Source organism: Sphingomonas bisphenolicum, from assembly GCF_024349785.1.
GTDB classification, from domain to species: domain Bacteria; phylum Pseudomonadota; class Alphaproteobacteria; order Sphingomonadales; family Sphingomonadaceae; genus Sphingobium; species Sphingobium bisphenolicum.
Genome location: NZ_AP018821.1, coordinates 239,850 through 263,320, shown reverse-complemented (window position 1 = coordinate 263,320; position 23,471 = coordinate 239,850). Strand labels below are relative to the sequence as shown.

18 protein-coding genes and 2 pseudogenes are annotated in these 23,471 nt (G+C 63.7%); 7 read left to right on the top strand and 13 right to left on the bottom strand.

Features of this window, described 5'->3' with window-relative positions:
• The first annotated feature begins 82 nt into the window (after nt 1-82).
• Entirely contained in the window at nt 83-1,318 is a 1,236-nt protein-coding gene (locus tag SBA_RS24625) for an MFS transporter (RefSeq protein WP_008831979.1), read from the top strand.
• Between the two features lie 130 nt (nt 1,319-1,448).
• Here SBA_RS24625 and mreB read toward each other — a convergent pair whose 3' ends face one another.
• Nucleotides 1,449-2,450, bottom strand: coding sequence for a rod shape-determining protein (gene mreB / locus SBA_RS24620; protein WP_008831980.1), 1,002 nt, complete (start codon nt 2,448-2,450; stop codon nt 1,449-1,451).
• Nucleotides 2,451-2,507: 57 nt separating this feature from the next.
• Nucleotides 2,508-2,780, bottom strand: a complete 273-nt coding sequence (locus SBA_RS24615; protein WP_008831981.1) for a hypothetical protein — start codon at nt 2,778-2,780, stop codon at nt 2,508-2,510.
• A 495-nt stretch (nt 2,781-3,275) separates the two neighbouring features.
• Here SBA_RS24615 and sciP point away from each other — a divergent pair, with 495 nt between their 5' ends.
• On the top strand, nt 3,276-3,575 hold the full coding sequence (gene sciP / locus SBA_RS24610) for a CtrA inhibitor SciP (RefSeq protein ID WP_008831982.1): 300 nt from the start codon (nt 3,276-3,278) through the stop codon (nt 3,573-3,575).
• Between the two features lie 118 nt (nt 3,576-3,693).
• Here the strand turns inward: sciP and SBA_RS24605 are convergent, their stop codons facing one another.
• The 5 genes from SBA_RS24605 to rnk form a co-directional block, all read right to left on the bottom strand.
• Entirely contained in the window at nt 3,694-3,909 is a 216-nt protein-coding gene (locus tag SBA_RS24605) for a hypothetical protein (RefSeq protein ID WP_008831983.1), read from the bottom strand.
• Between the two features lie 248 nt (nt 3,910-4,157).
• Complete coding sequence (gene gdhA, locus SBA_RS25360) at nt 4,158-6,383, bottom strand: NADP-specific glutamate dehydrogenase (RefSeq protein WP_008831984.1); 2,226 nt, start codon at nt 6,381-6,383, stop codon at nt 4,158-4,160.
• 151 nt (nt 6,384-6,534) lie between these two features.
• Nucleotides 6,535-7,041, bottom strand: coding sequence for a hypothetical protein (locus SBA_RS24590; RefSeq protein WP_261937533.1), 507 nt, complete (start codon nt 7,039-7,041; stop codon nt 6,535-6,537).
• A 171-nt stretch (nt 7,042-7,212) separates the two neighbouring features.
• The gene (locus SBA_RS24585; protein WP_179443507.1) at nt 7,213-7,386 is read right to left on the bottom strand and encodes a hypothetical protein; all 174 of its coding nucleotides are present in this window, start codon (nt 7,384-7,386) and stop codon (nt 7,213-7,215) included.
• 55 nt (nt 7,387-7,441) lie between these two features.
• Entirely contained in the window at nt 7,442-7,858 is a 417-nt protein-coding gene (rnk, locus tag SBA_RS24580) for a nucleoside diphosphate kinase regulator (RefSeq protein ID WP_008831986.1), read from the bottom strand.
• Between the two features lie 334 nt (nt 7,859-8,192).
• On the opposite strand from rnk, the gene SBA_RS24575 reads away from it, so the two are divergent.
• Both SBA_RS24575 and SBA_RS24570 read left to right on the top strand, forming a co-directional pair.
• Entirely contained in the window at nt 8,193-13,754 is a 5,562-nt protein-coding gene (locus tag SBA_RS24575; RefSeq protein WP_165362024.1) for a DUF3883 domain-containing protein, read from the top strand.
• 325 nt (nt 13,755-14,079) lie between these two features.
• Nucleotides 14,080-14,295: a cold-shock protein gene (locus SBA_RS24570; protein WP_008831988.1), complete on the top strand. Its 216-nt coding sequence runs from the start codon at nt 14,080-14,082 to the stop codon at nt 14,293-14,295.
• Between the two features lie 94 nt (nt 14,296-14,389).
• Here the strand turns inward: SBA_RS24570 and SBA_RS24565 are convergent, their stop codons facing one another.
• Both SBA_RS24565 and SBA_RS24560 read right to left on the bottom strand, forming a co-directional pair.
• On the bottom strand, nt 14,390-15,763 hold the full coding sequence (locus tag SBA_RS24565; protein ID WP_261937532.1) for a hypothetical protein: 1,374 nt from the start codon (nt 15,761-15,763) through the stop codon (nt 14,390-14,392).
• Nucleotides 15,764-16,333 (bottom strand): recombinase family protein, encoded by a 570-nt coding sequence (locus SBA_RS24560; protein WP_159831425.1) that lies wholly within the window; start codon nt 16,331-16,333, stop codon nt 15,764-15,766.
• 140 nt (nt 16,334-16,473) lie between these two features.
• Here SBA_RS24560 and SBA_RS25355 point away from each other — a divergent pair.
• Nucleotides 16,474-18,576: pseudogene (locus SBA_RS25355) on the top strand (Tn3 family transposase); the annotation flags it as partial.
• 161 nt (nt 18,577-18,737) lie between these two features.
• On the opposite strand, the gene SBA_RS24545 reads toward SBA_RS25355, so the two are convergent.
• The 4 genes and pseudogenes from SBA_RS24545 to SBA_RS24530 all read right to left on the bottom strand — a co-directional run.
• The gene (locus tag SBA_RS24545; RefSeq protein WP_001389365.1) at nt 18,738-19,502 is read right to left on the bottom strand and encodes an IS6-like element IS6100 family transposase; all 765 of its coding nucleotides are present in this window, start codon (nt 19,500-19,502) and stop codon (nt 18,738-18,740) included.
• Nucleotides 19,503-19,541: 39 nt separating this feature from the next.
• Entirely contained in the window at nt 19,542-20,135 is a 594-nt protein-coding gene (locus SBA_RS24540; protein WP_150426879.1) for an AMP-binding protein, read from the bottom strand.
• A gap of 19 nt (nt 20,136-20,154) precedes the next feature.
• Nucleotides 20,155-20,928 (bottom strand): SDR family NAD(P)-dependent oxidoreductase, encoded by a 774-nt coding sequence (locus SBA_RS24535; protein ID WP_017501656.1) that lies wholly within the window; start codon nt 20,926-20,928, stop codon nt 20,155-20,157.
• A 24-nt stretch (nt 20,929-20,952) separates the two neighbouring features.
• A pseudogene (locus SBA_RS24530) lies at nt 20,953-21,798 on the bottom strand (thiolase family protein); the annotation flags it as partial.
• A 63-nt stretch (nt 21,799-21,861) separates the two neighbouring features.
• On the opposite strand from SBA_RS24530, the gene SBA_RS24525 reads away from it, so the two are divergent.
• Nucleotides 21,862-22,626 (top strand): IS6-like element IS6100 family transposase, encoded by a 765-nt coding sequence (locus SBA_RS24525; RefSeq protein ID WP_001389365.1) that lies wholly within the window; start codon nt 21,862-21,864, stop codon nt 22,624-22,626.
• 240 nt (nt 22,627-22,866) lie between these two features.
• Nucleotides 22,867-23,469, top strand: a complete 603-nt coding sequence (locus SBA_RS24520) for a hypothetical protein (protein ID WP_261937531.1) — start codon at nt 22,867-22,869, stop codon at nt 23,467-23,469.
• Nucleotides 23,470-23,471: the final 2 nt, after the last annotated feature.

Below are 23,471 nucleotides of genomic sequence, written 5' to 3'. Positions count from 1 at the left end.
AACGAATGACCCATAGGGCGAAGCGGGACGCTCGTCACCTCGCTACAGGCGGTTGCGCAGATTTAAGAAGAAAGCAGTTTCGATGGCCACCAACGCCGCCCCGATCGTCAGCACAACGCCCGCCGCTCCCTCGGGCGAAAACCGCGCGCCGCACGTGCAGGGTTTCGTTACCGGCATCGTTGGCGCGGTAGCGGTGGCCCATCTGCTCAACGATCTCATCCAGTCGGTGCTTCCGGCCATCTATCCGATGCTGAAGGCGAAATATCACCTGACGTTCGGCCAGATCGGCTGGCTGGCGATGGTCTATCAGATCACCGCCTCGCTGCTGCAGCCGTGGATCGGGCTGCACACCGACAAGTATCCCAAGCCCTGGCTGCTGCCCGCGGGCATGGCGGTGACCCTCATCGGTATCGCCGGCGTGGCGCTCGCCGGCAGTTATGAGACGTTGCTGATGGCCTCGGCCGTGATCGGCATCGGCTCGGCGACCTTTCATCCCGAAGCCTCGCGGGTGGCGCGAATGGCCTCGGGAGGCCGGTTCGGAACTGCGCAATCCTGCTTTCAGGTCGGGGGCAACAGCGGTTCCGCGCTTGGCCCTCTCATCGCCTCGGCCGTGATCCTGCCGTTCGGGCAGACCTCGGTCGGTTGGCTTGCGCTGGCCGCCATCGCCGCGATCTGGGTGCTGTTCCTCGTCACGCGCTGGCGGCTGCATCATCCGCAGGCTCGCGCTGCTTCCGCCTCGGCGGCGGCGGCCCAGCCTCTGAACAAGGCGCTGGTCGCGTGCGCGCTCGGCGTTGTGGGCGTCCTGCTATTCGCCAAGTTCATCTATATCGGCGCGTTCACCAACTACTTCACCTTCTACCTGATCGAGCGTTTCGGCCTCACGGCACGGGAGTCGCAATTCTATCTTTTCTGCTTCCTGGCGGCGGTCGCGCTCGGCACTTTTGCCGGCGGTCCGGTGGGCGACCGGATCGGACGCAAGGCGGTGATCTGGGTGTCGTTCCTGGGCGTTGCGCCCTTTGCGTTGATCCTGCCCCACGTCGGATTGACAGCGACCGCGATCCTGGCGGTCATCATCGGACTGATCCTGTCCTCGGCTTTTGCCGCGCTTGTCGTCTATGCGCAGGAGATCGTGCCCGGACGGGTCGGCATGGTCTCGGGCCTGATGTTTGGGCTCATGTTCGGGATCAGCGGTATCGGTGCGGCAGGCCTTGGCCAACTGGCCGATCACTACGGTATCGTCTGGGTCTATGGTCTGTGCGCGTGGTTGCCGTTGTTGGGCGTGGCGACGGCGCTGTTGCCAAAGCCTGACGCGAGCTAACCCGTTCCGCCCAGCGACGGGGAAGAAGTTTCTCGCCCGCCCGCCCGCTCGCGTCGGTCAGCTGCCTCCAGGGCTCCTGCATCGCCGGTCTGTTCGGTTTTCCCTGGATCGACAGCGGAGTTGGATCCGCTCAAGCGTCGAGCAGTCGCTCCAGGCCCTTGGCGACGCATTGCGCGGGCTCATCGGCCGTCATGACCTCAAGCCCCGTCGCCTCCGCGATCATAGTGCGCATCAAGGGCACGAGAGCACTGCCGCCCGTCAGCAGGATGCCCTTGTCATGGATATCCTGGCTAAGGTCGGGCGCGGTCTGCCCGAGCACGTCACGCACGACCTTCACGATCTGGGCTACGTGCTTTTCGACGACCCGGTCGAGATCGGCCATCTTGATCGCAATCGTCTTGGGGAGGCCGGTGCGCAGGCAGCGTCCGCTGACAGGTATCGCATCGCCTTGCGCGCTGCGTGAGCCCTTATGCGCGACATAGTCGAGCTTGAGCTGCTCGGACGAGCGATCGCCGATGAGGAATTTGTGCTGGAGATGGACCTGGTCGGCGAGCGCGCGATTGAGGGTGTCGCCGCCGATCCGCACTGATCCGGTCCCGCAAATCCCGCCAAGCGAGAAGACCGCGACCTCGGTCGTTCCCGCGCCGCATTCCACGATCATCGACCCGGCGGGCTCATCGACCGCGAGCCCGGCCCCGATGGCGGCGGCCAAGGGCTCGGTGAGCAGCGTGATCGGGCCGAGCCCCGCGTCGGCCGCTGCGGTGAGCATCGCTCCGCGCTCTGCCTGGGTCGCGTCGGCGGGCACGCCGATGATAGCGGCAGGCGTGCGCCAGCGGCGCCTGCCCGTGGACTTCGACAGCGCATAGCGAAGCACCCGCTTTGCCGCATCGATGTCCTGGAGCACGCCGCGGCAGAGCGGCCGCGCGATGCGCAGGGCCGCTGGCGTGCGGTCGATCATTGCGTAGGCCTCGCGGCCGGCGGCGAAGAGGCTGGTCATGCTGTGCTTGCCGGCGACACAGCAAAGCGATGGCTCGTCGAAAACGAGACCGTCGCCGCGGCGCAGGACGCGGATGTTCGCGGTCCCGAAATCGATCGCGATCTCAGGTCGCCGCTGGGGCAGGAAAGACGTCATCGGATCGTCCTACCCGTCCCTGGCTTCCTTGTCTTCCATATTGGCGTCTGGCCGGCATCAGACGGCCTGCTCCCGGTCGCGGATCGCGCCCCAGAAACCGTCGATGCAGCGCGCGAGGAGGGGCGCATCGGCATCGCTGGCGAGCACGTCCCTGAGCACCGGCGCGAGACCGTCTCCAAACAGGGCGTAATATGGTCGCGGTATCGCGAGCGGATCGGCGCGAGGGCTGCCGGCGCACGATAGCGCGGCGATGAGAAGGCCCACCAAGTCGCGGGCGGCGTGCTGGTCCGCTTCCGTCGGCGCAGGCCCGCTTGCGAGATGCTGCGCCATGGCGGTCTCTATGGCCGGACGGTGGGCGGACAGGAGGGGCCCCGTGTCTTGCGCGGGGGTTTGGCTGTTCATGAAGAAGGTCCAGTCGGTGGGCGTCCGCTGAGGGGACGCATCGTTCGGGAGGCTCGAGCGAGCCTTGGCTGTCGCACCCCGGCCGCGTGTCCCGCCTGGCTTAGAGGCAGGCCCGCGCCGAGGGGTGCAGGCGCGTCATGAGGGTGCCGCCGTGCGCTGCGAACCGGAGAAAGGCTGGAAGGCCGCTCATCCGCCGAGCGTAGCACGCATCGCGGGGTGCGCAAATGACAGGGCGTTCGCCACCGAGCCGCGCGGCGGATGCTGGGCCGTCCAGTGGCCCTGGCCTCGAGGCTATGGGCGGCGATGACAGGTTCGAGAAATGCGCCGCGCCGCTACGGCTAATGGTCTGTTAAGCCCCTTGGCTCAGACATTGGAAACCCTGTCCGATCACTATCGGCTCCTCCAAATCGCGGGAGAGCTAGGATGATCGAAGGGCAGAAAATTCGCCCCGCGCGGGTGATCGGGCCGCTGGGTGAGCCGCTGAGCCTCGAGACGTTGCCGCCGCCGGACACGTCGCGCTGGGTCGTCAGACGTAAGGCCGAAGTCGTCGCGGCGGTCAATGGCGGGCTGCTCACGATCGGTGAGGTGTGCGACCGTTATGACCTGACGCTTGAGGAGTTCGCCGGCTGGCAGCGCGCGGTCGACCGCTCCGGTTTGCCGGGCCTGCGCGTGACGCGGATCCAGCACTATCGTGAGCTCTACGAACGGCAGTCGCGCTACTGAAGCTTGCCGGCGAAGCATCGGCGTCCGAAGAATGCGATCCGGAAAACGGCTGGCAGCATGCCCCTGGTTCTCGCTGCGGCTTCGGGGGCCGCTTGCGCGGGCCCCCGTCAGCGGCAGGTCAATTGCCTTGGGTGGCCGCCTTGTGCTGGAGCCGGCTCGCTTCATGGCGGGCATGATGGGCCTTGTGGGCTGTCGCCCGGGGCGCCTGCGAGGGGTTGATGCATTCGTCGGTAATCGTCTTCGAACACAGCGGATAGTCGCCCGCCGGTTCGGCGGCATTTGCAGCACTTACGCCGCCGATCGCGAGGACGGCGGCAAGCATGAAGGTCTTCATCGTCCTGGTCCTTCTTCCAACGAGCGCAGCGGGATTGCAATGCGACTCGCGAAGACGATACTAGGTTCGACAACCGGGCAATTCACGTTAACCATTTGTCATGGAACCAAAAGGTGAAGCTGACCTGCTTTACTTCTTGCGACAGAAGTCTCTACTGAACCGGTCGATGTCGCCGGTCACAGTCGAGCGCACATCCAGGCGCCGTTGCTTCAGACAACCGTGGGGAATGGCGGCCTGATTCCAGCGCGCTAAGTGGATACGCGCCCGCTTCGCTCAAGCTTGCCCCAGCCAACCCATGGCCCGCGGACGGCGTTGACCATCGCGCGGATGACGACGCCGTACATGAGTTGGCGATAGACGATGCGCTGCGCGACCAGGAGCAATGCCGGATAGCGCTTCTCGCGCCGCTCGAGCCGATAGGCGATCCAGCCGCACAGGACATCGATGGCGGTGAACAGGATCCAGTAAACCGCCATGCGCAGCACGTCGCTCTGGGTCTGCGCCCAGCCGTGCTGGCTCACCCGAAGGATTGTCGTGAGGAGGCTGACGACCAGCGCCAGGTCGATAAGCGGCGAGATCACCGCGAAACCGATCTGGAACACCCAGGCCTGCGGCACGCCGACATAGGCGAGACCGGCCGGGCGGCCCGTTTTCCAGACGGCGCGGTGCTTCCACAGGCATTGCAGCGTGCCGAAGGCCCAGCGGAATCGTTGCTTGACGAGCGCACGGAAGCTTTCGGGGGCCTCGGTCCAGGCGATCGCATCGGTATCATAGGTGACCCGCCAGCCGTGACGCTGGATGGCGATGGTCAGGTCCTGGTCCTCGGCCAGCGTGTCGGTCGGGTAGCCGCCGACGTCCGCGAGCGCCGTCTTGCGCCAGGCGCCGACGGCGCCGGGTACAACCATGATGGCATCGAACTGCGCGAGCGCGCGGCGCTCCAGGTTCTGGGCCGTCACATATTCGATGGCCTGCCAGCGTGTCACGAGATTGATCCGGTTGCCGACCTTCGCATTGCCGGCGACGGCGCCAATCGCGGGATCGGCGAACCAGCGCGCCAGGCGCGCGATGGTTTCGGGCTCAAATTGCGTGTCTGCATCGAGCGCGATGATGACCTCGCCGTGGGCGAGTTCCAGGCCGCGATTGAGGGCGCGTGCCTTGCCGCCATTTTCAAGGGTGAGAAGGCGCACGCGCGGTTCGTCCGAGAAGGCCTGTCGGACGATTGCGCTGGTCGCGTCTGTCGACCCGTCGTCGATGACGATAACCTCGACCTCAACCTGCGTGCTCGCAAGGACCCGGCGCACGGAAGGCTCGATCACCATGGCCTCGTTGAAGGCGGGGATGAGCACCGAGACGAAGCGTCCCGGGACGATGGCGGGCGGCTGGGGCGCGCGGTGCGGACGCGATGCCCTGACAGCCAGAATAGCGAGCATGATGGCACGGGCGAGACCCAGGAAGCCGTTCTCGATGAGCGCTTTGGCGTCGCGGCCGGTGAGTTCGTTTTGAGTGGCGGATGGCATGGCGATTTCGCAGGGGACATCCCAGATGGAGCCGGTATCGGAGAAACGTGCCCCGTCGCCCTTGAGCCTGGCATATTCCGAAATGCGTTCCCGGCGGCTTTCCTTGACCTCCTTGAGGAGCGCGAGATCGATGCCGGCCTCATCGACCACATAGCCGCTGGAGTCCGAGCAGGCGACGACCTTTCCCCCGAATTCGGTGATCTTCTCGGCGGTGTAGATGGCGACATTACCCGAGCCCGACACCACCACGCGGCGATTTTCGAAGGTGAGCTGCTTGGTCGCGAGCATGCGTTCGACGAAGTACACCGCGCCGTAGCCGGTTGCTTCGGTCCGCGCGCGGGAGCCGCCGTAGACCAGGCCCTTTCCGGTAAGGACACCGGCTTCGTAGCGATTGGTCAGGCGCTTGTACTGACCGAACAGATAGCCGATTTCCCGGCCGCCCACGCCGATGTCGCCGGCGGGGACGTCGGTATATTCGCCCAGGTGCCGGTGAAGCTCGGTCATGTAGGACTGGCAGAAGCGCATGATCTCGCCGTCCGATCGGCCGCGCGGATCGAAGTCGGAGCCGCCCTTGCCGCCACCGATCGGAAGGCCGGTGAGCGCGTTCTTGAACGTCTGCTCGAAGCCGAGAAATTTGATGATGCCGACGTTCACCGACGGATGGAAGCGCAGGCCGCCCTTATAGGGGCCGAGTGCCGAGTTGAACTGTACGCGAAAGCCGCGGTTGATGTGGACCTGGCCCCGGTCGTCGACCCAGGGGACGCGGAAGATGATCTGGCGCTCGGGCTCGCAGATCCGCTCGATGAGGGCGTTCTCGAGATAGCTGGGATATTTCGCGACGACGCGGCCCAGACTTTCGAGGACCTCGGTCACGACCTGGTGAAATTCGAGCTCTCCTGCATTCCGGCGCAGGACCTGATCGAGCACGGGCTCGAGCTTCTCATCGATCTTCGACATGATTTCTCCCAAGGGCGAACACCCTCAAGCGCTTAATGCGAGGCTGTACGAAAGGCCATCGTGGTGTCTTCGGTGAGAGGGGTGGGGGTGGCAGGGGCGCTCTTCGCGCGGATGCCGTCGGCTAGCAGGTCATTGGGGGCATCGCCTTGGCTCAGGCGTTCGGCTTGCCGGCGAGTGCTGCGCAGATGGCGCTGGGGGTCCATCCGGTTTCGGTCGCGGTTTGCACGATCGTATTATAGGTAAGATCCTTGAAATCGGCGACTATGCGCGCACACTCCTCGTTGAACCAGGGATCGAGCTCCTCCATATATTCCCCGAGTGCCGCTTTCACGAGCAGCATATTGACCGAAAGGGAGAAGGCTAGGCCCTCCGGCCTTTGGTGCTCGTTCCAGACGGCGATGAGAGGCATGTCTGCCTGGGCCGCTTTGAAAGCCTTCTCAGACTGCAGATCGGAGCGGTAGACCGGCTTCAGGCCGTGGACGTCGGCCAGATGATTGAGCGTTGCCTGGCGGAAAGCCGCTCGAATTTCGTCATCGGAGATGACCAGGGCGGCTGTCTTCGTTTGCCCGGGCAGCTTCACCACCTTCGGGACGGAGCACTGCGCATTTGCTGCTTCAGCCGTTTGAACATGCGCAATGCTCCGGGTTGTGTGGTCCAATGCAAGTTACAGCAGGGCTGCCTGAGAGGAAAAGCTTTCAATTGTCGCAGCTCGGTGTTCGTGCAGATTGCGCTTGATTGATGAAGGTCCCGACATGCTATCGTTGCAGGTGGCCATTTCGGCGACGCAATACGGTCGACGATCTGCGGCGAGCGCCTAGGCCGGGACTGACTATATCGACTTTGCCGGGTGGGGGGCCTTCGCTTCCTCGCCGCCGGCGGCGCCACGATCGATGATGAAAATGCCATTCTCCAACCTGGCAGCCCTGCGCATAGCCTGCCATGTTCCGTATTTGGCTTTGACGTAACGCGCCAATTTCATAGATTTGTCGGTGTTTACACGCATTCAGGCCTCCAGTGCAGGAGCAGTGCGCGCGGCGCCCGGCTAGGTAACACAGTCATTAGCTAAGCGGCAGCGGCTCGCGGCTTACCTTCGCGATGGTGAGCAGCCGTTCATGTCCATCGCGATCGGGCCAGAGAATGGATTGTCCGGCGCGCAGGCCGATGAGCCCGGCACCGACCGGTGTAAGGATGGATATACGTCCTTCGGCGATGTCGGCGTCTTTGGGATAGACGAGCTGGTAGCGATGCTCCTTACCACTCGCCGCGTCCGTGAACTGGACCACGCTGTGCATCGTGACAATGTCGCCCGGAATCCTCTCAGCTTTGTGGATGGTGGCGCGTCCCAGTTCCTCCAGCAGCAACTGGCTGACCTGGGGCAGGCGGCTGGCGGCGCTGGTGGCCAGATCGGCCAGGATATCGGCTTCGCTGTCGATCATATGGATGGGCGGCCGGCGGGCCGCTTTGGTCTTGGTCATGGCTATGGCTTTCCGGAATAGAGACAAGGCGCACCAATCCAAGTGGTGCGTCACATTGTACTGATCGAGCCCCGGGCTCGGGGCAGGATGCGCCGGAACCCGGGGCTAAATGCCCGCGAGAAGCTGTCCCCCGTGGTGGCGGAACCGGAAGTGATGACGCAGCATCTGCATCGGGTGATGATGTCCCCCTTGTGCCCCCAAGTCAAACCCGATGCCAAGCCATCCGCCGAGATGCCGCTCGCCGGCCTTGCGCGTAGCACGGCGCATGGGCAACGTGCGCGGAGGGGGAAAGCCGATCGCAACCGTAAGTGACCCAGACCGCAGCCCAGCTGCCTTGTCCGAGCGCGCCAGTCTTTTGGCGGCGTTGCCGCCGCGCGCCCATATCGAGCGCATCGCAAGTCGGAAGATCAAGGGTTTCTGCGGAACGATCGACGAGGACGGCGTCTATTACGACCCCGTCCACAAGCAGAACCAGAGCCTTTCCCAGCACATCATCGCGGACTATCACGGCCGCTTCCTGATCGAACTCATCCAGAACGGGCACGACGCCCATGACCGGGCGCGACGGGATGGAGAGATCGCTGTCCTGCTCGCGGGTGATGAAGGCGACAGCGGCACGCTTTACGTCGCCAATCGAGGGCAACCTTTTGCGTCCAGGAATGTCGACGCGCTTTGCGAAATGGGTTTGTCGAGCAAGCCGCCGGGCGAGGCGGTCGGCAACAAGGGCCTCGGCTTTCGCAGTGTCCGGCACGTCAGCGATATTCCGCAAATCTATTCGCGCCTGACCGAGGACAGTCCGGGTGATCTCTTCGACGGCTATCGCTTCACCTTCGCCCGCGGCAGCGAACTTGATCCGCTGCTTCCCGACGAGGCCACGCGGGCGCTCGCGCGCACCGACCTTCCAGCCTTTTACATCCCTCGCTGGCTGGACCAGACGCCGGACACGGTGAAGGAATTCGCGCGCAAGGGATTCTCGAGCGTGATCCGATTGCCGCTGCGCAACCAGGCTGCCCTCGATGTGGTTCGCGCCGAGATATTGGGCCTGGCCAAGGCCGAAGCGCCGATGCTGCTGTTCCTGCGCCGAATTGCGACGCTGCGCGCAGAAATCCAGGGTGACCGGATCAAGGAGGACGCGCTCGACCTGAAACTCTCCCGGAGCGAGACGCCGCTCGAAGACGATCAAGGTCCAGCTTTGGTCGATTTGGGCGAAAACGACTCCTTCTGGGTCGCCCGGGCGGAAATCCCCGAGAGCGACATGCAGGCGGCGGTTGCAGAGGGCCTTGAAAGTGGCGCACTTCCGGAGAGCTGGAAGGGGTGGAAAGGCAGCGGCGAGGTAGCGGTTGCTGTCCCGATCGGCGAGACGATGCCGGACTTTCACCCTCGTCTTTACACCTTCTTGCCAATGGGGCGCGGCGCCACGTCTCCGTTCCGCGGCCATTTGCACGGCAGCTTTTTTCCGAGTTCGAACCGGACGAGCCTCGACCCTGCCGTGCGGGTCAATGCCCTGGTGCTCGATCATGCGGTAAAGCTAGCGTCCGCGACGGCGGCCTGGCTGGAGCGACATGGCTCTGCGCAAATGGAAGCGAAGGTCCCCCTCCTCACCGCTGTGCGGGCGGCTGTCGACCTCTTGCTCTGGAATACGCCGACGAGCCTACTGCAGGGCGAGAGCGATGGCGAGGGCGAGGAGGCGATTGACCTCGGCACCGCGATGACCGCTGCGATTGTTCGGCAGTGGGGGGCGTCCTCGCTGGCGGATGCGGACTTCGTTCCATGCCTGGCCGATTGGACCGGGGATGCGCTCGCCCGGCCCCCCTTCGGGCCGGTTGCCTTTGTCAGTCCGGCGGGCTCGCGCCGTGTGCAGGGCGCCGACACGTCCTTCTCGCTCGACGTGATCGCGCGGCACGGGCAGTCCGCGGGCCTCGCGCCCTTCTGGCCGGGGCTTGGCGAGCAGCGCAGCGAGAAGTTGGCGCTGTTTCTGCGCAGCCATGCCGGCGGCCATTTCAAGGATCGCATGACCGCATCGGAGCGGGCCATCATTGTCGAGGGGCTGGCGAGGGCGATCGCGAAGCCGCGCAGGCCTGATTGGACGCGTTGGACCGCCTTTTACCGCGACCTGTCCGACTTCATGGGAGGCGATGCCTCGACACTGGCGGGCAAGGCGATTCTGATTTGCCAGGATGGCTCGCTGCGCGCCACGCGATCGCAAGCGCGACCCGAGCCGTCGCGGGGGGAGACGCCCAAGCGCCGGACGCGCCGCGCGCCGCGCGAAGCTTCGGTGTTTGTGCCGCCACGGCGCGGCGATGCCGAAGACAGCATTGGCGAGGATTTCTATCCGCCAGCCCCGCTGCGCGAATTCTTCGCCTTCCTGCACGACAGACTGCCCTGGTATGGGGAGCTCGCCGCCGCTCGTCAGTTCCTGGAGAAGGATCTGGCGACGGCATTCGAAAGCGAGGCGCTGCTCACCCGCATTTCGCAGATTCTCGAGCGGGACGAGACGAAGAAGGTCAGGGCAGCGGGACTGCGCTGGGCCTTTGCCATCTGGCGCCGCTCGGTTGCGATCAAGCGAGCCGTCACGCTGTCTTCCGCTTATCGCCTCTTCGTGCCGACGATCGATGGCGAATTCATCCGCGCGTCGGAGGCGGTCTTCTCCTCGGCCTGGCCCGACCGCACCCTTGGCTATGACCTGCAGCAATTTCTCGAGCTCGCGCCTGCGGGATCCGCCGATCTGGACGAGGTGCGCGCCCGCCGGCTGGCCGCGCCGTCCGCCGCCGTGTTTGGAACGCGGTTCGTGGACGACTGGACGGATTTTCTGATCGGGATTGGGGTGCAGCGAGGCCTCGAGCCGCGGACGAAGGAGCTTCAGCATTATGTCAGCGCCGGACGGGTGACGAGCTTCGATTTCCTCAAGGATCTCGGGCTCCCTGACAGTTTCGGATCTCTGTTGAAAAAGGACATCGCGACCCGGCCGGGAGTTTCGCTTGGGCTGCCTACATCGACCGATTATGATGTCGGGGCGCTGTGGTGGATGCCAGGGCAAGCAGATGTCGACGCCTTCAGCGACGAGGCGCTCGACGCCTATGCCAAGCTCGTTCTTGCCTGGATCGGGCGTGCTGTGCACCGGCATCTCTGGATGCCGGTCAAGCATCGCTACAATCATCGCTCGGACAATCGCGATTGGCCCACGCCGCTAGCGGCTTTCCTGCGATCCGCCGCATGGCTGCCCTGCGAAGAGCCGGGCGCCGACGGGCTCAAGCGGTCGCGGCAGGAAGGCGCCAAGGTCTGGCTTGCGCGCGGAAGTGATCGCTTCCCGCCGTTTCTTCGCCGCCTCTCCTACAAGGCCGCCCGAGCGCTGGACCGAACGCCCGACGCCGTCGTCGATACCCTGCGTAAGCATGCCGGGCTCAAGACCTTCAATGCGCCCGACACGTTGCTCGAACAGGCAGGCTTTCTGGCCGAACAATTCGCCCAAGGCTGCGTCCGCCGGTTTCACGAACGCGAGCTCGTCAACATCTATGCGCGCTGCTGGGCCCGGCTTGTTGAGAAATATGGGGCGCAAGATACGACCGTGCCGCCGGGAAAGCCGCCCGCGGCGCTCTTGGTGCGCAGGCGCGGTCAGCTCGGCGTTGCGACGGTGGCGGCCGGTGCCGCCGAGACGATCTATGTTCGAGACAGCACGGATCTGATCGCGACGAGCCTGGTCGAGGTGCTGGGCGATCCGCTGCTCGACGTCCGCGGGGCCGAGCCGGAGCGCGTGGGCGTGCTCCTTCACAAGCTGTACGGCGACGTCGTGCGGCGAACCTCGCAGCTCGCTTACGCGATCGAGGTCGATGGATCGCCTCTCGAAGAACTGGGCCTGGGCCCCAAGTTGGTAAGCTGCTGCCCCTGGCTCCGCTTGATGCTCGCCGTGGCGCTCGAGGCCCTCGACAGTGTCGATCTCAATCGCTTGCCGGCGGACCGTGCCGCCATTCTGCAAACGCTGGACCGGCTCGAGCTTCATCAGACCGCCGCGCTTCGCTTCCTGCTGAACGGCCAGGATGTGACGCCGCCCACTGCGCGCGGAGCCTATCAGTTCGAGCGGGCCGAGGGCGAGCCACTGCTTGTGGTCATGGGAACCGGCCCGCTCGACTGGGGCAAGATCGAAGCGGCGTTGCCGGCGATCGGCGAGGCTATCCGGCATCCGGCCGTTGTCCCTCACATGAAGCTGCTGGCTCGCCAGTTGCTGCTCGACGATGTGGCGGTCGACGATCAGCCTTCAGGTCAGGGGGACCTTCTGCGTCTGTGCCGCGCGCTGGAACTCACCGAACAGGCGGGCGAAGCCGCGCGCGACGCGCTGGGCGAACGGCTGGACCGGTTGGCGCCCTGGTTTCGTGCGGTGGTCTTCCACCATGGCGGGGAAAGCGCATTCGAGACCTGGATGCGAGACGAGGCTGCCGCGCTGGAGGATGCGGGCGTAGCGACCGAGCAGTTGCGATCCCTGTTGCCTGCGGTGAGCAGCGTGGACGAGATCGTGGCGGCGGCCAGGGCTTCGCTTTCGACAGGGGAGCTGCGCGAACGGCTGGGCCTGGAGTTCGGGAGCTTCAATGCCAGCCTGGTTGCGACGGGAAGCGCGCCGGACGTCGACCCGGAGGGCCAGCAGCAGCAGCTCGACTTCTACGTGGCGGACAATCGCATTCTGATCGTCGACGCGCTTCGCAATCTGACAGCGCCGACGCTGCTCGCGTTCACGCCTGATCCGCGCTACAAGACGGCCCTCGAAGCCTTGGGCGCCCTCAAGCCCGATCCCGACTGGCTCCTACGATATGAGCGGATACCCGAGCCACTCCTGGCCGCTCATGTGGCGGCATGGCTGGCAGCGACAGGCGCGCCGGCACTCGGCGAGAATCCGGAAGGGCTGGGCGATCTCGCGGCCGTTCGCACCGGCAACGCCACTATCCTGCGTCAGGTAGCTCGTACAGCGCCGCCGCTGGTGCGCGCCTGGGGCGTGCGGCATTCTGTTTCGGTTGGTGACCTGTGGCGCGACGCCGGGCAGGTGGAGACGGAGCTTCGCCGCAGGCTCGATGATGCGGGCGCGTTCGACTGCCGCCAGTGGGATGAAAGCGAACTCCTCATGTGGCTGGAAAAGCTCGGCGCCTGGCCCTCCGGCATGAAACATAGTCTCGACCGAGTGGTGTTGGGCGTCCCCGAAACCGACATTGAAGCGGCGGCGCAAAAGGCGCGGGAGGAGCGGGAGCGACGCAGTCGCGAAGCGCGATCGGTGCGGCTCAATGGGACGCTGCGCGACCCGCTCGATGTGGACTGGCTCAGCCTGTCCGCCGAGTTGGCCGGCAGCCTGTCAAAGAAGCTTCTGAACCGGCCGATCGGCAGCTTTGCACAGCTGTCCGCTGGTGGCGGCGGCCGCAGCTGGCGCTGGGGATCCGGATCCGGCGGCGGAGGCGGTGGCGGCGCCTACAGCGGGATACCGCAAGAGAAGAAGGACATGATCGGCCGGCTGGGCGAGCTCACGGTCTATCATTGGCTGAAGGCTCGGCAGCCTGGTCAGGATATCGACCGGTGCTGGGTGTCGGGTAATTCCGGGGCCTTCGTCGGCCAGGAAGGACGGGACAATCTTGGCTATGATTTCCGGATCAGCTTCAACAAGCAGGTCTGGTATATCGAGGTGAAGGCGAGCACCGAAGACCCTTGCCAGTTCGAGATGGGAGAGACCGAGGTACGGTGGGCGCGGGACGTAGCCCGCTCTCGCGCGGCCGACCGCTATGTGATCGCCTATGTGGCCAATGTGGGTCAAGCCGGCGCCACGACCATCGACATCCTGCCCAACCCGCTAGGCCCTGAGGCCGACGGTGTGGTGAACATCGCGGGCGATAGCATTCGCTACACGTTCGACCGCCGACGCTAGGAAAGGAAGCGGCTTATGACGTCTGATGGGATGGAGTAAGGTTCGACACGGATCGAGTCTGCTCAGAACCCCTTTCTGAACTCGGTCTGCCGGTCGCGAGGGCGACCTTGCGGCCGGCCTTCGCATCTCATGGATCTGCGCCCGCCTTTGCGTCGTCGTGCACGGCGGCCTTGTTTTTGCGTGATCAGGCCCCATATCTTGCCTGCTACAGTCGCAAATAGACGGTCTTTCGGTGCTTTGCGGCTCTGCTCTTCCTTCTTTCCCTGCCCCTCGCAGCACGAGGGTTTCCGATGTCCGGGAGCCCGCTTCTAGAAGGATATCTCGCATGAGCACCATCACCGGCACCGTCAAGTTCTTCAATGCCGACAAGGGCTATGGCTTCATCGCCCCCGAAACCGGCGGACAGGATGCGTTCGTCCACATCTCGGCTGTCGAGCGCGCGGGCTTCAACACGCTCAGCCAGAACCAGCGCCTCAGCTATGAACTGGAAACCGACCGCCGCGGCAAGACGAGCGCGGTCAACCTGCAGACGCAGGACTGACACACAAGGAGGGCGGCATGAAGAGGGCATAGCGTGAAAGGTACGCCAGACAACGCTAAGGGAGAACAGTGCAGGAACGGCAGTGTGATGGCGGTCAACAGCGGAGATCGATGATACCCAGTTCGTTCCACATCCACGTAAAATCATAGGTAGCCATCGGATCGCCCGCACCGGATTTTGCCGAACCATTCTCTATATATTTGAGCCAGTCGGCGACTTTCGGTCGGCCTGCCTTGGTGCGGGCCAGAGCGCGTGGTGACTTGTTACCAAGCGCAGGCACCGGCTCGTCAAGCGTTTTCACATATTCACGGGTCAGCATGTCGTGAACGATGCGCTTCATTTCGTCCGGCGGGATATCGAGCGGCTCTTCCAGCGGAGCGCGTGCGGCATCATCGGCCATGAACTGGGCCATAGTCCGGATTTCGGTCATGGGTGCGCTCACGCAATCACCAAGCCATTCGCCTATTTGCGCAATCGCCTGCTCCGCGCGGGCGGCGCTGTTGACCTCTACGATCAGTTTGCGTCCCGCCAACTCGACATTGGCAAAAACGGGTGTGCCGTCCTCCATAGTTGTCACAAAAGCCTGCCCGCTTTTGGTCGTTCGTGGTTTCCTCTTCTTCGTCACCGGCGCCAACCAGTTCCAGAAACTGTCGCTGGCAGGTTCAAGCCAGGAGGCTGCGTCCAGCCTTCTAGACACGCTCTTGCCGATTACGCCCTTTGCCAGGGGGAAGACGATCCGGTGGAACACAAGATCATCGCCATCGGCGTTAATCATATCCGGAGTGCTGCCGGGCATCGCCTTGCCCAGGCAATCGAGAAGCCACATATTTGTGAACATCGGTCCAGATGCCCGCAGGAGAGCGTCCTGGTCGAGTGGGTCCAATCCGACAGTGTCCTGTGCATCGTCCGCAAGTCGAGAAAATGCGCCGATTACGCGCGCGGCGCCATCAGCGCTGAACGGCAACAGCGCTCCGGAAATGCCGTAGCGACCGTTCACGTCAACAATTCTGGCTGCGACCTTGTCCCAGTTGACGAGGGTCTGGGTTGCGCCGTGTTCCCGCACCGTCACCGGGGAAGCGTCGCGCAGCAGATCGCGCAAGGTCATTGACTGGCCGGGGACGACTTCGCTGACCTCATAGAGCGACATGACCGTATCGCGTAGCGCGCGCATGTAGGCTTTGTTCGGCGCCTTTTCGTTCCAACCCCGGCGCTTGAGATAGTCATCGACCAGATTGCCACCGTCCGGTTCCATTTCCTGCGTGAGCAGATCTTCAAAGGCGCAGCCCCATAGCGGCCCTTGCCAGTGATCACCGATGATTTCGAATATGGCGTCAGGCTCAAGTCCGGTTGCCTCGCACGCCGGACCGAGGTGCGCGGACAGCATTTCGGCCATCGCTTCATCCCAGGGCTTACGATCCGCGTATTTCATCAGGCCCGAAAGATCATGGGCGGATTTCGGTCTGGACATTCAGGCGGGCCTTTCCACGCCGAGACGGCGCATTTCGCGATATATGGTTGATCGACCGATACCGAGTTGTCGTGCAGCCTCTGTCGGGGAGATGCGAGCTTCGACCAGCTTGATCGCGGCATACACCTTGGCCATGTCGAGCGGCTGACGGCCAGGTTGCTTGCCCTTGGCACGGGCAGCCGCGATGCCGTCCCTGGTCCGCTCGGAGATCAGACGTCGCTCGAAATGGGCGATCGCGCCGAACACATGGAAGATGAGTTCGCCGGCGGCCGATGAGGTATCGATCTTCTCCTCCAGGCTCAAGAGCGCGATGCCCTGCCCGTGCAGCGTCTCGACCGTGGTGAGCAGTTCGCTGAGCGAGCGCCCGAGCCGATCGAGCCGGACCACCGCCAGCGTGTCGCCCTTGCGGGCATAGGCGATCAGGTCGGCGAGACCGGGCCGCTCCATGCTCTTGCCCGACATGACATCAGTGAACAGCTTTATCGCACCGGCCTTCTCCAGACGCATGATCTGGCCTGCGACATCCTGGTCGCCTGTGCTGACGCGGGCATAGCCCAGAATATCGCCCATGCCATGCGTCTCCAAAATGGTCGTTCTCTGGACGCTATGAAGGGCGACCGCTTTGCCCAATCCATGTCCGTCCACATACTATGTCTCTTTACTCATGGCTGTCCATAGGCACAGATGACCTTTTGTGGACGGGAATCGGCATGACGAAGCGCAAGCATCAACTCCTGACCGAGAGCGAGCGCGACCAGATCCTCGCCATCCCGACTGATCGCGACCACTTGGCACGGCTCTACACCTTCGAGCCTTCGGATATCGAGATCATCGGCGCGCGACGGGAGCAACGGAACCAGTTGGGCGTCGCGCTGCAACTCGCGCTCTTGCGGCACCCGGGCATCACGCTTGCGCAGTTGATACAGGACAGGGGAGCGATACCCCATGATCTCGCCGCCTTCGTCGCGGAGCAACTTGGACTGCACGTAACCGACCTGGCCAACTATGCGGCGCGAGATCAGACAATGACGGATCATGCCCGTGTGTTGGCGGTGCGCTTGGGACTTCGGGGGGCGACCCGCGCCGATATTCCCTTCATGATCGAAGCGGCCGCGAAAACGGCATGGGCGACCGACAAGGGGATGACGATCGCGACCGGCGTCGCCACCGCCCTTCGCGAGGTCCGGATTCTGTTGCCGTCCATCTCCACCATCGAACGCGCCAGCAGCGCGGGACGTGCGCGTGCCCGTAAGCAGGCCGCCTATGCCCTGATCGCCGATCTCAGCGCCGAACAGGTCCACGCCCTCGACCAGCTCTTTGACGACGCCGACGGCATGAGCCAGCTTGCTTTGCTCAAGACCATTCCCGTCGCGGCCAAACCCGATCACATCCGCCAGATTCTCGACCGCCTGTGGCAAGTGCGGAAGATCGGCATTTCTCCCGACGTAGCTGGCCGCATCCATGGGGACCGATTTCGGCAATATGTCAGGGAAGGCCGCGCTTCGCCTGCCTATATGATCGAGCGATATATCCCCTCCCGCCGGCGCGCCACGCTTGTTGCTTTCCTGCTCGACCTCGAAGAACGGCTGACTGACAGCGCTCTGGAGATGGCGGACAAGCTGATCGGCAGCATCTTCACCCGCGCGAAGAACGCCCAGGCGCGCAGCTATGCCACCACGTCGAAGAACGTCGCGCGGCTGATGCTGATCTTTCGCAGGACGATCGACGCACTCACCGATGCAGTCGATACCGGCGAAGATCCGATAGAGGCCCTGGACGCTTCGGTCGGGTAGAACACCCTCCTGAAGGCCAGACCAGAAGTAGCGACGATCGCGGAAACCGCGAGCCTCGACCCGTTGACGGTCGCGGCCGATCGCTATGCGACGTTGCGTAAGTTCGCCCCTGATCTGCTTGAAGCGCTCCAGTTCAGGGCGGGAAAGGGCAGCGCGAAGACGATCGCCGCTGTCGAGATGCTGCGCGACCTCAACAGGTCGGGCAAACGCGATCTGCCTCCCGACGCTCCGATGCCCTTCCGCAAGGAATGGCGGAAAATCGTTGTTGGCGATGACGGCAAGATCAACCGGAGGCTTTGGGAGATCGCAACGATCGCGCATCTGCGCAACAAATTGCGGTCCGGGGATGTCTGGGTGGAGCGATCGGCGGGATACCGCCGGTTCGACAGCTACCTGCTCAGCGATCCGAAGGCCAAGCCGATCGTATCGGCTCTTGGCCTGCCACCCACAGCCAGCGAATGGCTCGAACAGCGGGGCCGCGAACTGGACTGGCGGCTGAAGAAATTCGCCCAGCGCCTGAAGCGCGACGCTCTGGAAGGTGTGCGGTTCCGCGACGGCCGCCTCCAGATATCGCCGATACGCACGATCGCGACACCCGATGCCGAAGTACTGGCTGACCGGCTCGATGCCATGATGCCACGCATCCGCATCACCGAGCTGCTGCATGAGGTGGCGCAGGAAACCGGCTTTCTCGCAGCGTTCACCAACCTGCGCACCGGCGAGGCGTGCCCCAATGAAAACGCGCTGCTCGCCACGATCCTCGCCGACGCAACCAATCTCGGCCTGTCGCGCATGGCGGCCGCGAGCCAGGGCGTCACGCGCGATCAGCTCCTGTGGACCCATGACGCCTATATCCGCGATGACAGCTACCGAGCGGCGCTGGCCGTCCTCATCAACGCGCACCACCGCCTGCCATTTTCGCGGGTCTGGGGCGACGGCGCCACGTCCAGCTCCGCATGGTTCCCGACTGACCGAAGCGCTTCCACGACGACGCTCGTCAGCGCGAGGCCGAATGGAGCTTTCGATACGGCGCCAATATAGGACATCCGATCAAGTCTTTCCTCCTGCTCGCGGCAGGGTGACTAACCTGCCTCTATAGCTCTATAATGCTCCCAAGCAGCCGCCTGGGCTCTGTTGCAAAGATTGGCGGCAGTCAGAGGTAGGCTGTCGCTCTGCGCCGATCAGGCGGCTGCTGCGAAATGGTGGTTGAGCATGCCCATGGCCTCCGTCAGCGCCGAGGGCCCAATGCCAAAAGCTCTCTCCACAAGGCGCACCTCGCCCCTGATGCCGGGCTGCAGGCACCAGGGGCGAGCCTGTCCTTTGCGCAGGGCTCGCATGACTTCGAATCCCTTGATCGTGGCATAGGCCGTGGGGATCGATTTGAAACCGCGCACCGGCTTGATCAGTATCTTGAGCTTTCCGTGATCGGCCTCGATCACGTTATTGAGATACTTCACCTGCCGGTGGGCCGTCTCCCGGTCCAGCTTTCCTTCGCGCTTCAATTCGGTGATCGCTGCACCATAGCTCGGCGCTTTGTCGGTATTGAGCGTGGCAGGCTTTTCCCAGTGCTTCAGGCCTCGCAGGGCCTTGCCCAGGAACCGCTTCGCTGCCTTGGCGCTGCGGGTCGGCGACAGGTAGAAATCGATCGTGTCGCCCCGCTTGTCGACTGCCCGGTACAGGTAGGTCCACTTGCCCCGCACCTTGACGTAGGTTTCATCCAGGCGCCAGCTCGGATCAAAGCCACGCCGCCAGAACCAGCGCAGCCGCTTCTCCATCTCCGGGGCGTAGCACTGGACCCAGCGATAGATCGTCGTATGGTCGACCGAAATGCCGCGTTCCGCCAGCATTTCCTCAAGGTCGCGATAGCTGATCGGATAGCGACAATACCAGCGCACCGCCCACAGGATCACATCACCCTGGAAATGGCGCCACTTGAAATCCGTCATCGTTCCGTCCGTCCAATCTCCGCCAAGCATGCTCAAGCTTCACGATTTTTGCAACAGAGCCCTTGCAGTTCCCTGGAGCCGGACCGCGCCCTTTGCGCGTCCGGTCGTGCCACCGGTATAGTGGATCATCGCGATATCATCGGGCCTTGCCCGGCTGAGCGGCGTCGTGCTGCCGGCCGCGTCTGCAAGCGCGACGAGGTCAGGGCCGAAATCGGCGCCGCCAATAGCGAGGATGTCGATTTCGGCATCGAGAGCCGGAAGCAGGGCGGATGCGCTCTCGCTATGCCCTAGCGCGTCGATGATGAGGCATTTCGCGCCCGCATCGGCCACCTGATAGATGTGGTCCGCGATCGCATTCTTCGGGTGCAGTGCTGTTACACCACAGCCCAGCCCCTGCGCGGCAATTGTGACGCACCAGGATTCGAAGCTGTTATCGGTGAGGATCGCGATGATGTCGCCATTCTTCCGCCCGCGCGCGGCAAGCACCGCCTGGAATCTACCGATGAGATCGAGGGTCGCGCTATAGCTGAAGCGGTTCGTCTCGCTCTGGAATGCCACACGGTCCGGAAAACGCCGCAGGGCGAGAAGCGCCTGGGCGCCGAAGTCGACGGCGTTATGGTTTGGCTGGGGCATTTTGTTCTCCGATCCGGCGCTAGCGCGCCGTCATCCGGGCGCCACCGTCGAGATCGATGGTGGTCGCGTTGAAATAGGCGTTTTCCACGATTTGCCGGACAAGGCTGCCGAACTCGGCCGGATCGCCCATCCGGTTGGGAAACAGGATCGTGTTCTCCACAAGCGAGTTTACCACCTTCCCGGGAAGCTCGAGCAACATCGGGGTCGCAAAGACGCCGGGCGAGATCGTCACAACCCTGATGCCGAGGGGCGCAAGGTCGCGGGCGACGGGCAGGGTGAGTCCAATCAGGCCAGCCTTGCTGGCGCTATACGCGGCTTGGCCAATCTGCCCTTGGGTCGCGGCTCCAGAGGCGGTGTTGATGATGACGCCGCGCTCCTCCGCTGTGCCCTCTGGCGTGTTCTTCGCCATGTGCAGCGCCGCAAGACGAATGACGTTGAAGCTCCCAGTGAGGTTGACGCCGATCACCTTGTTCCAAATATCCAGCGGAAAGGCTTTCCCCTTGGAGACCGTCTTTGCGGCTCCTTCGACGCCCGCACAGTTGACGGCAATGTCGATCGATCCGAAGCGATCGACGACCTTGCTCAAGGCAGCAGAGATCGCCTGTTCATCCGTGACGTCAACGACCAAGCCGAGGCAGCCTTCCCCGAGTTCTTCGTTCAGCGCGCCAAGCCGCTCCTGATTGACGTCGAATGCCGCGATCCGGCTGCCGGCGGTCGCCAGGGCTCGCACGGTCGCAAGCCCCAATCCCGAAGCCGCGCCGGTGACGACCGCGACTTTATCTGCTGGATTCATATCCCCTCACCTTCTTTCTGAGATTTATCGCCCGAGTATCGTGATGCAGGCGACCGCCTCCTCGATCCCGAAAAGGCCGCCGCCATTCTCGGCGAGCGCCACCCGCGCGCCACCGACCTGTCGCTTGCCAGCCTGGCCGCGCAGTTGAAGAACGAGCTCGTGCAATTGGCCGAGCCCGGTCGCAGCGATCGGATGGCCCTTCGATTCGAGACCTCCCGATGGATTGACCGGGATCCTGCCACCGATCGCCGTATCCCCGCGCTCGGCAAGCGCTCCACCTTCGCCAAATGCGCAGAAGCCGAGATTCTCCGTCTGGATAACCTCGCCGACGGCGGTCGCATCATGCACTTCGGCGACGCTCACATCATTTGGCCCGAGACCCGCCTCTCCATAAGCGCGCTGCGCCGCCAGGGCGGTGAGATGCTTATCCGACGCCAAGGGATCGCGCGTGCTTCCTGTCTGGATCACCGATGCCAGCACGCGAATGCCGCGATCCTCAACGATACCCAGGCGCCTCAGCCCTTGCCTGGACGCAACGATCACCGCAGCGGCGCCATCGGAAATCGGCGAACACATGGGAAGAGTGAGCGGGTAGGTGATCGGGGCGGCGGCGAGCACCTGCGCCACCGAGAAAGGATCGCGGAACTGGGCAAGCGGATTGTGAACGGAATGCCCGTGGTTCTTCGCGGCCACGCTCGCGAACTGCATCTGGGTAGATCCGAACTGGCGCATATGCTGACGAGCGAACGCCGCGTAGACGTCCATGAAGACACTGTAGGGCTTCGGAGACGTCGTTCCCTCCGGAGCTTCGATGCCTTCGCCGAGCGCCGTCAGCTTGGCCCGGTTTGCCTCGGAATCGGCGATTTCCCAACGGCTCTGTTGCAAAAATCGTGAAGCTTGAGCATGCTTGGCGGAGATTGGACGGACGGAACGATGACGGATTTCAAGTGGCGCCATTTCCAGGGTGATGTGATCCTGTGGGCGGTGCGCTGGTATTGTCGCTATCCGATCAGCTATCGCGACCTTGAGGAAATGCTGGCGGAACGCGGCATTTCGGTCGACCATACGACGATCTATCGCTGGGTCCAGTGCTACGCCCCGGAGATGGAGAAGCGGCTGCGCTGGTTCTGGCGGCGTGGCTTTGATCCGAGCTGGCGCCTGGATGAAACCTACGTCAAGGTGCGGGGCAAGTGGACCTACCTGTACCGGGCAGTCGACAAGCGGGGCGACACGATCGATTTCTACCTGTCGCCGACCCGCAGCGCCAAGGCAGCGAAGCGGTTCCTGGGCAAGGCCCTGCGAGGCCTGAAGCACTGGGAAAAGCCTGCCACGCTCAATACCGACAAAGCGCCGAGCTATGGTGCAGCGATCACCGAATTGAAGCGCGAAGGAAAGCTGGACCGGGAGACGGCCCACCGGCAGGTGAAGTATCTCAATAACGTGATCGAGGCCGATCACGGAAAGCTCAAGATACTGATCAAGCCGGTGCGCGGTTTCAAATCGATCCCCACGGCCTATGCCACGATCAAGGGATTCGAAGTCATGCGAGCCCTGCGCAAAGGACAGGCTCGCCCCTGGTGCCTGCAGCCCGGCATCAGGGGCGAGGTGCGCCTTGTGGAGAGAGCTTTTGGCATTGGGCCCTCGGCGCTGACGGAGGCCATGGGCATGCTCAACCACCATTTCGCAGCAGCCGCCTGATCGGCGCAGAGCGACAGCCTACCTCTGACTGCCGCCAATCTTTGCAACAGAGCCGTCTACGGGGCGGACGATCCTGCTTATCGGGCAGATTACGAGCGGCTGGTTCTTGTCGATCCCATCTATGGGGCGACCCCGGCCTATTCGGCAGCGCAGCGTGCCTATCTCGAAGGGGTCGAAACAACAGATCGCACGGCGTTTCTGGCGAGCCTGAGATCCCAGCGCCAGCGGCTCTTCTTCACCTTGCCCGATGAACTGGCAGTCGATTATGACCTGTGGGATTTGACGGTCTTCCGATACGCCGGCCTCTATCTCGAGGTAGCGGAGAAACTTGCAGCCAAGCAGCCGGTCCCCCGGCAGGCCATCACGATGATAGTGCGGGGCCTCAACCGTATCTTTACCGGGATGCTCGTCCAGAACCAGGACGAACTGGTTCTCGCCACCTCCGGCAGTTATTCGCAGTCCAAGCGCAGCCCCCTTCTCGATGAACTTATCTCCGTCCCGCGGCAGGGCGGTGAGGAAGTCGCCATAGTGAGCGACGGGACAGGCGGCTTCTCTGTGTCGGTACGGTTGGTCCGCGGGTCGGACATTCCTCTCGTCACCCTCGCACTCTCGCCGACACGGTTCGAATTTCTGGGCCGCGTCGCCGAAGGCGCGCTGCCCAGCAGCTTTTCGCTGGAATGCCATGAAGACCTCCTGGCCTTCAAGGCGCGGCTTCTGCGGGAGACCGAGAACCGCCGGAAGCTCGATGGCGATGAGATTGTGGATGGAGAATTGATGCTCCGCTTTATTGATCTTGGCAACGACGGACGCGCGGTCGCGCGCCGCGTAATCGTGCGGGTTTAACG

Excerpts from the sequence above, each read along its gene's own strand:
- SBA_RS24625 (WP_008831979.1), top strand. The coding sequence starts at position 83 with ATGGCCACCAACGCCGCCCCGATCGTCAGCACAACGCCCGCCGCTCCC.
- mreB (WP_008831980.1), bottom strand. The coding sequence starts at position 2,450 with ATGACGTCTTTCCTGCCCCAGCGGCGACCTGAGATCGCGATCGATTTC.
- SBA_RS24615 (WP_008831981.1), bottom strand. The coding sequence starts at position 2,780 with ATGGCGCAGCATCTCGCAAGCGGGCCTGCGCCGACGGAAGCGGACCAG.
- sciP (WP_008831982.1), top strand. The coding sequence starts at position 3,276 with ATGATCGAAGGGCAGAAAATTCGCCCCGCGCGGGTGATCGGGCCGCTG.
- SBA_RS24605 (WP_008831983.1), bottom strand. The coding sequence starts at position 3,909 with ATGAAGACCTTCATGCTTGCCGCCGTCCTCGCGATCGGCGGCGTAAGT.
- gdhA (WP_008831984.1), bottom strand. The coding sequence starts at position 6,383 with ATGTCGAAGATCGATGAGAAGCTCGAGCCCGTGCTCGATCAGGTCCTG.
- SBA_RS24585 (WP_179443507.1), bottom strand. The coding sequence starts at position 7,386 with ATGCGTGTAAACACCGACAAATCTATGAAATTGGCGCGTTACGTCAAA.
- rnk (WP_008831986.1), bottom strand. The coding sequence starts at position 7,858 with ATGACCAAGACCAAAGCGGCCCGCCGGCCGCCCATCCATATGATCGAC.
- SBA_RS24570 (WP_008831988.1), top strand. The coding sequence starts at position 14,080 with ATGAGCACCATCACCGGCACCGTCAAGTTCTTCAATGCCGACAAGGGC.
- SBA_RS24565 (WP_261937532.1), bottom strand. The coding sequence starts at position 15,763 with ATGTCCAGACCGAAATCCGCCCATGATCTTTCGGGCCTGATGAAATAC.
- SBA_RS24560 (WP_159831425.1), bottom strand. The coding sequence starts at position 16,333 with ATGGGCGATATTCTGGGCTATGCCCGCGTCAGCACAGGCGACCAGGAT.
- SBA_RS24545 (WP_001389365.1), bottom strand. The coding sequence starts at position 19,502 with ATGACGGATTTCAAGTGGCGCCATTTCCAGGGTGATGTGATCCTGTGG.
- SBA_RS24540 (WP_150426879.1), bottom strand. The coding sequence starts at position 20,135 with ATGCCCCAGCCAAACCATAACGCCGTCGACTTCGGCGCCCAGGCGCTT.
- SBA_RS24535 (WP_017501656.1), bottom strand. The coding sequence starts at position 20,928 with ATGAATCCAGCAGATAAAGTCGCGGTCGTCACCGGCGCGGCTTCGGGA.
- SBA_RS24525 (WP_001389365.1), top strand. The coding sequence starts at position 21,862 with ATGACGGATTTCAAGTGGCGCCATTTCCAGGGTGATGTGATCCTGTGG.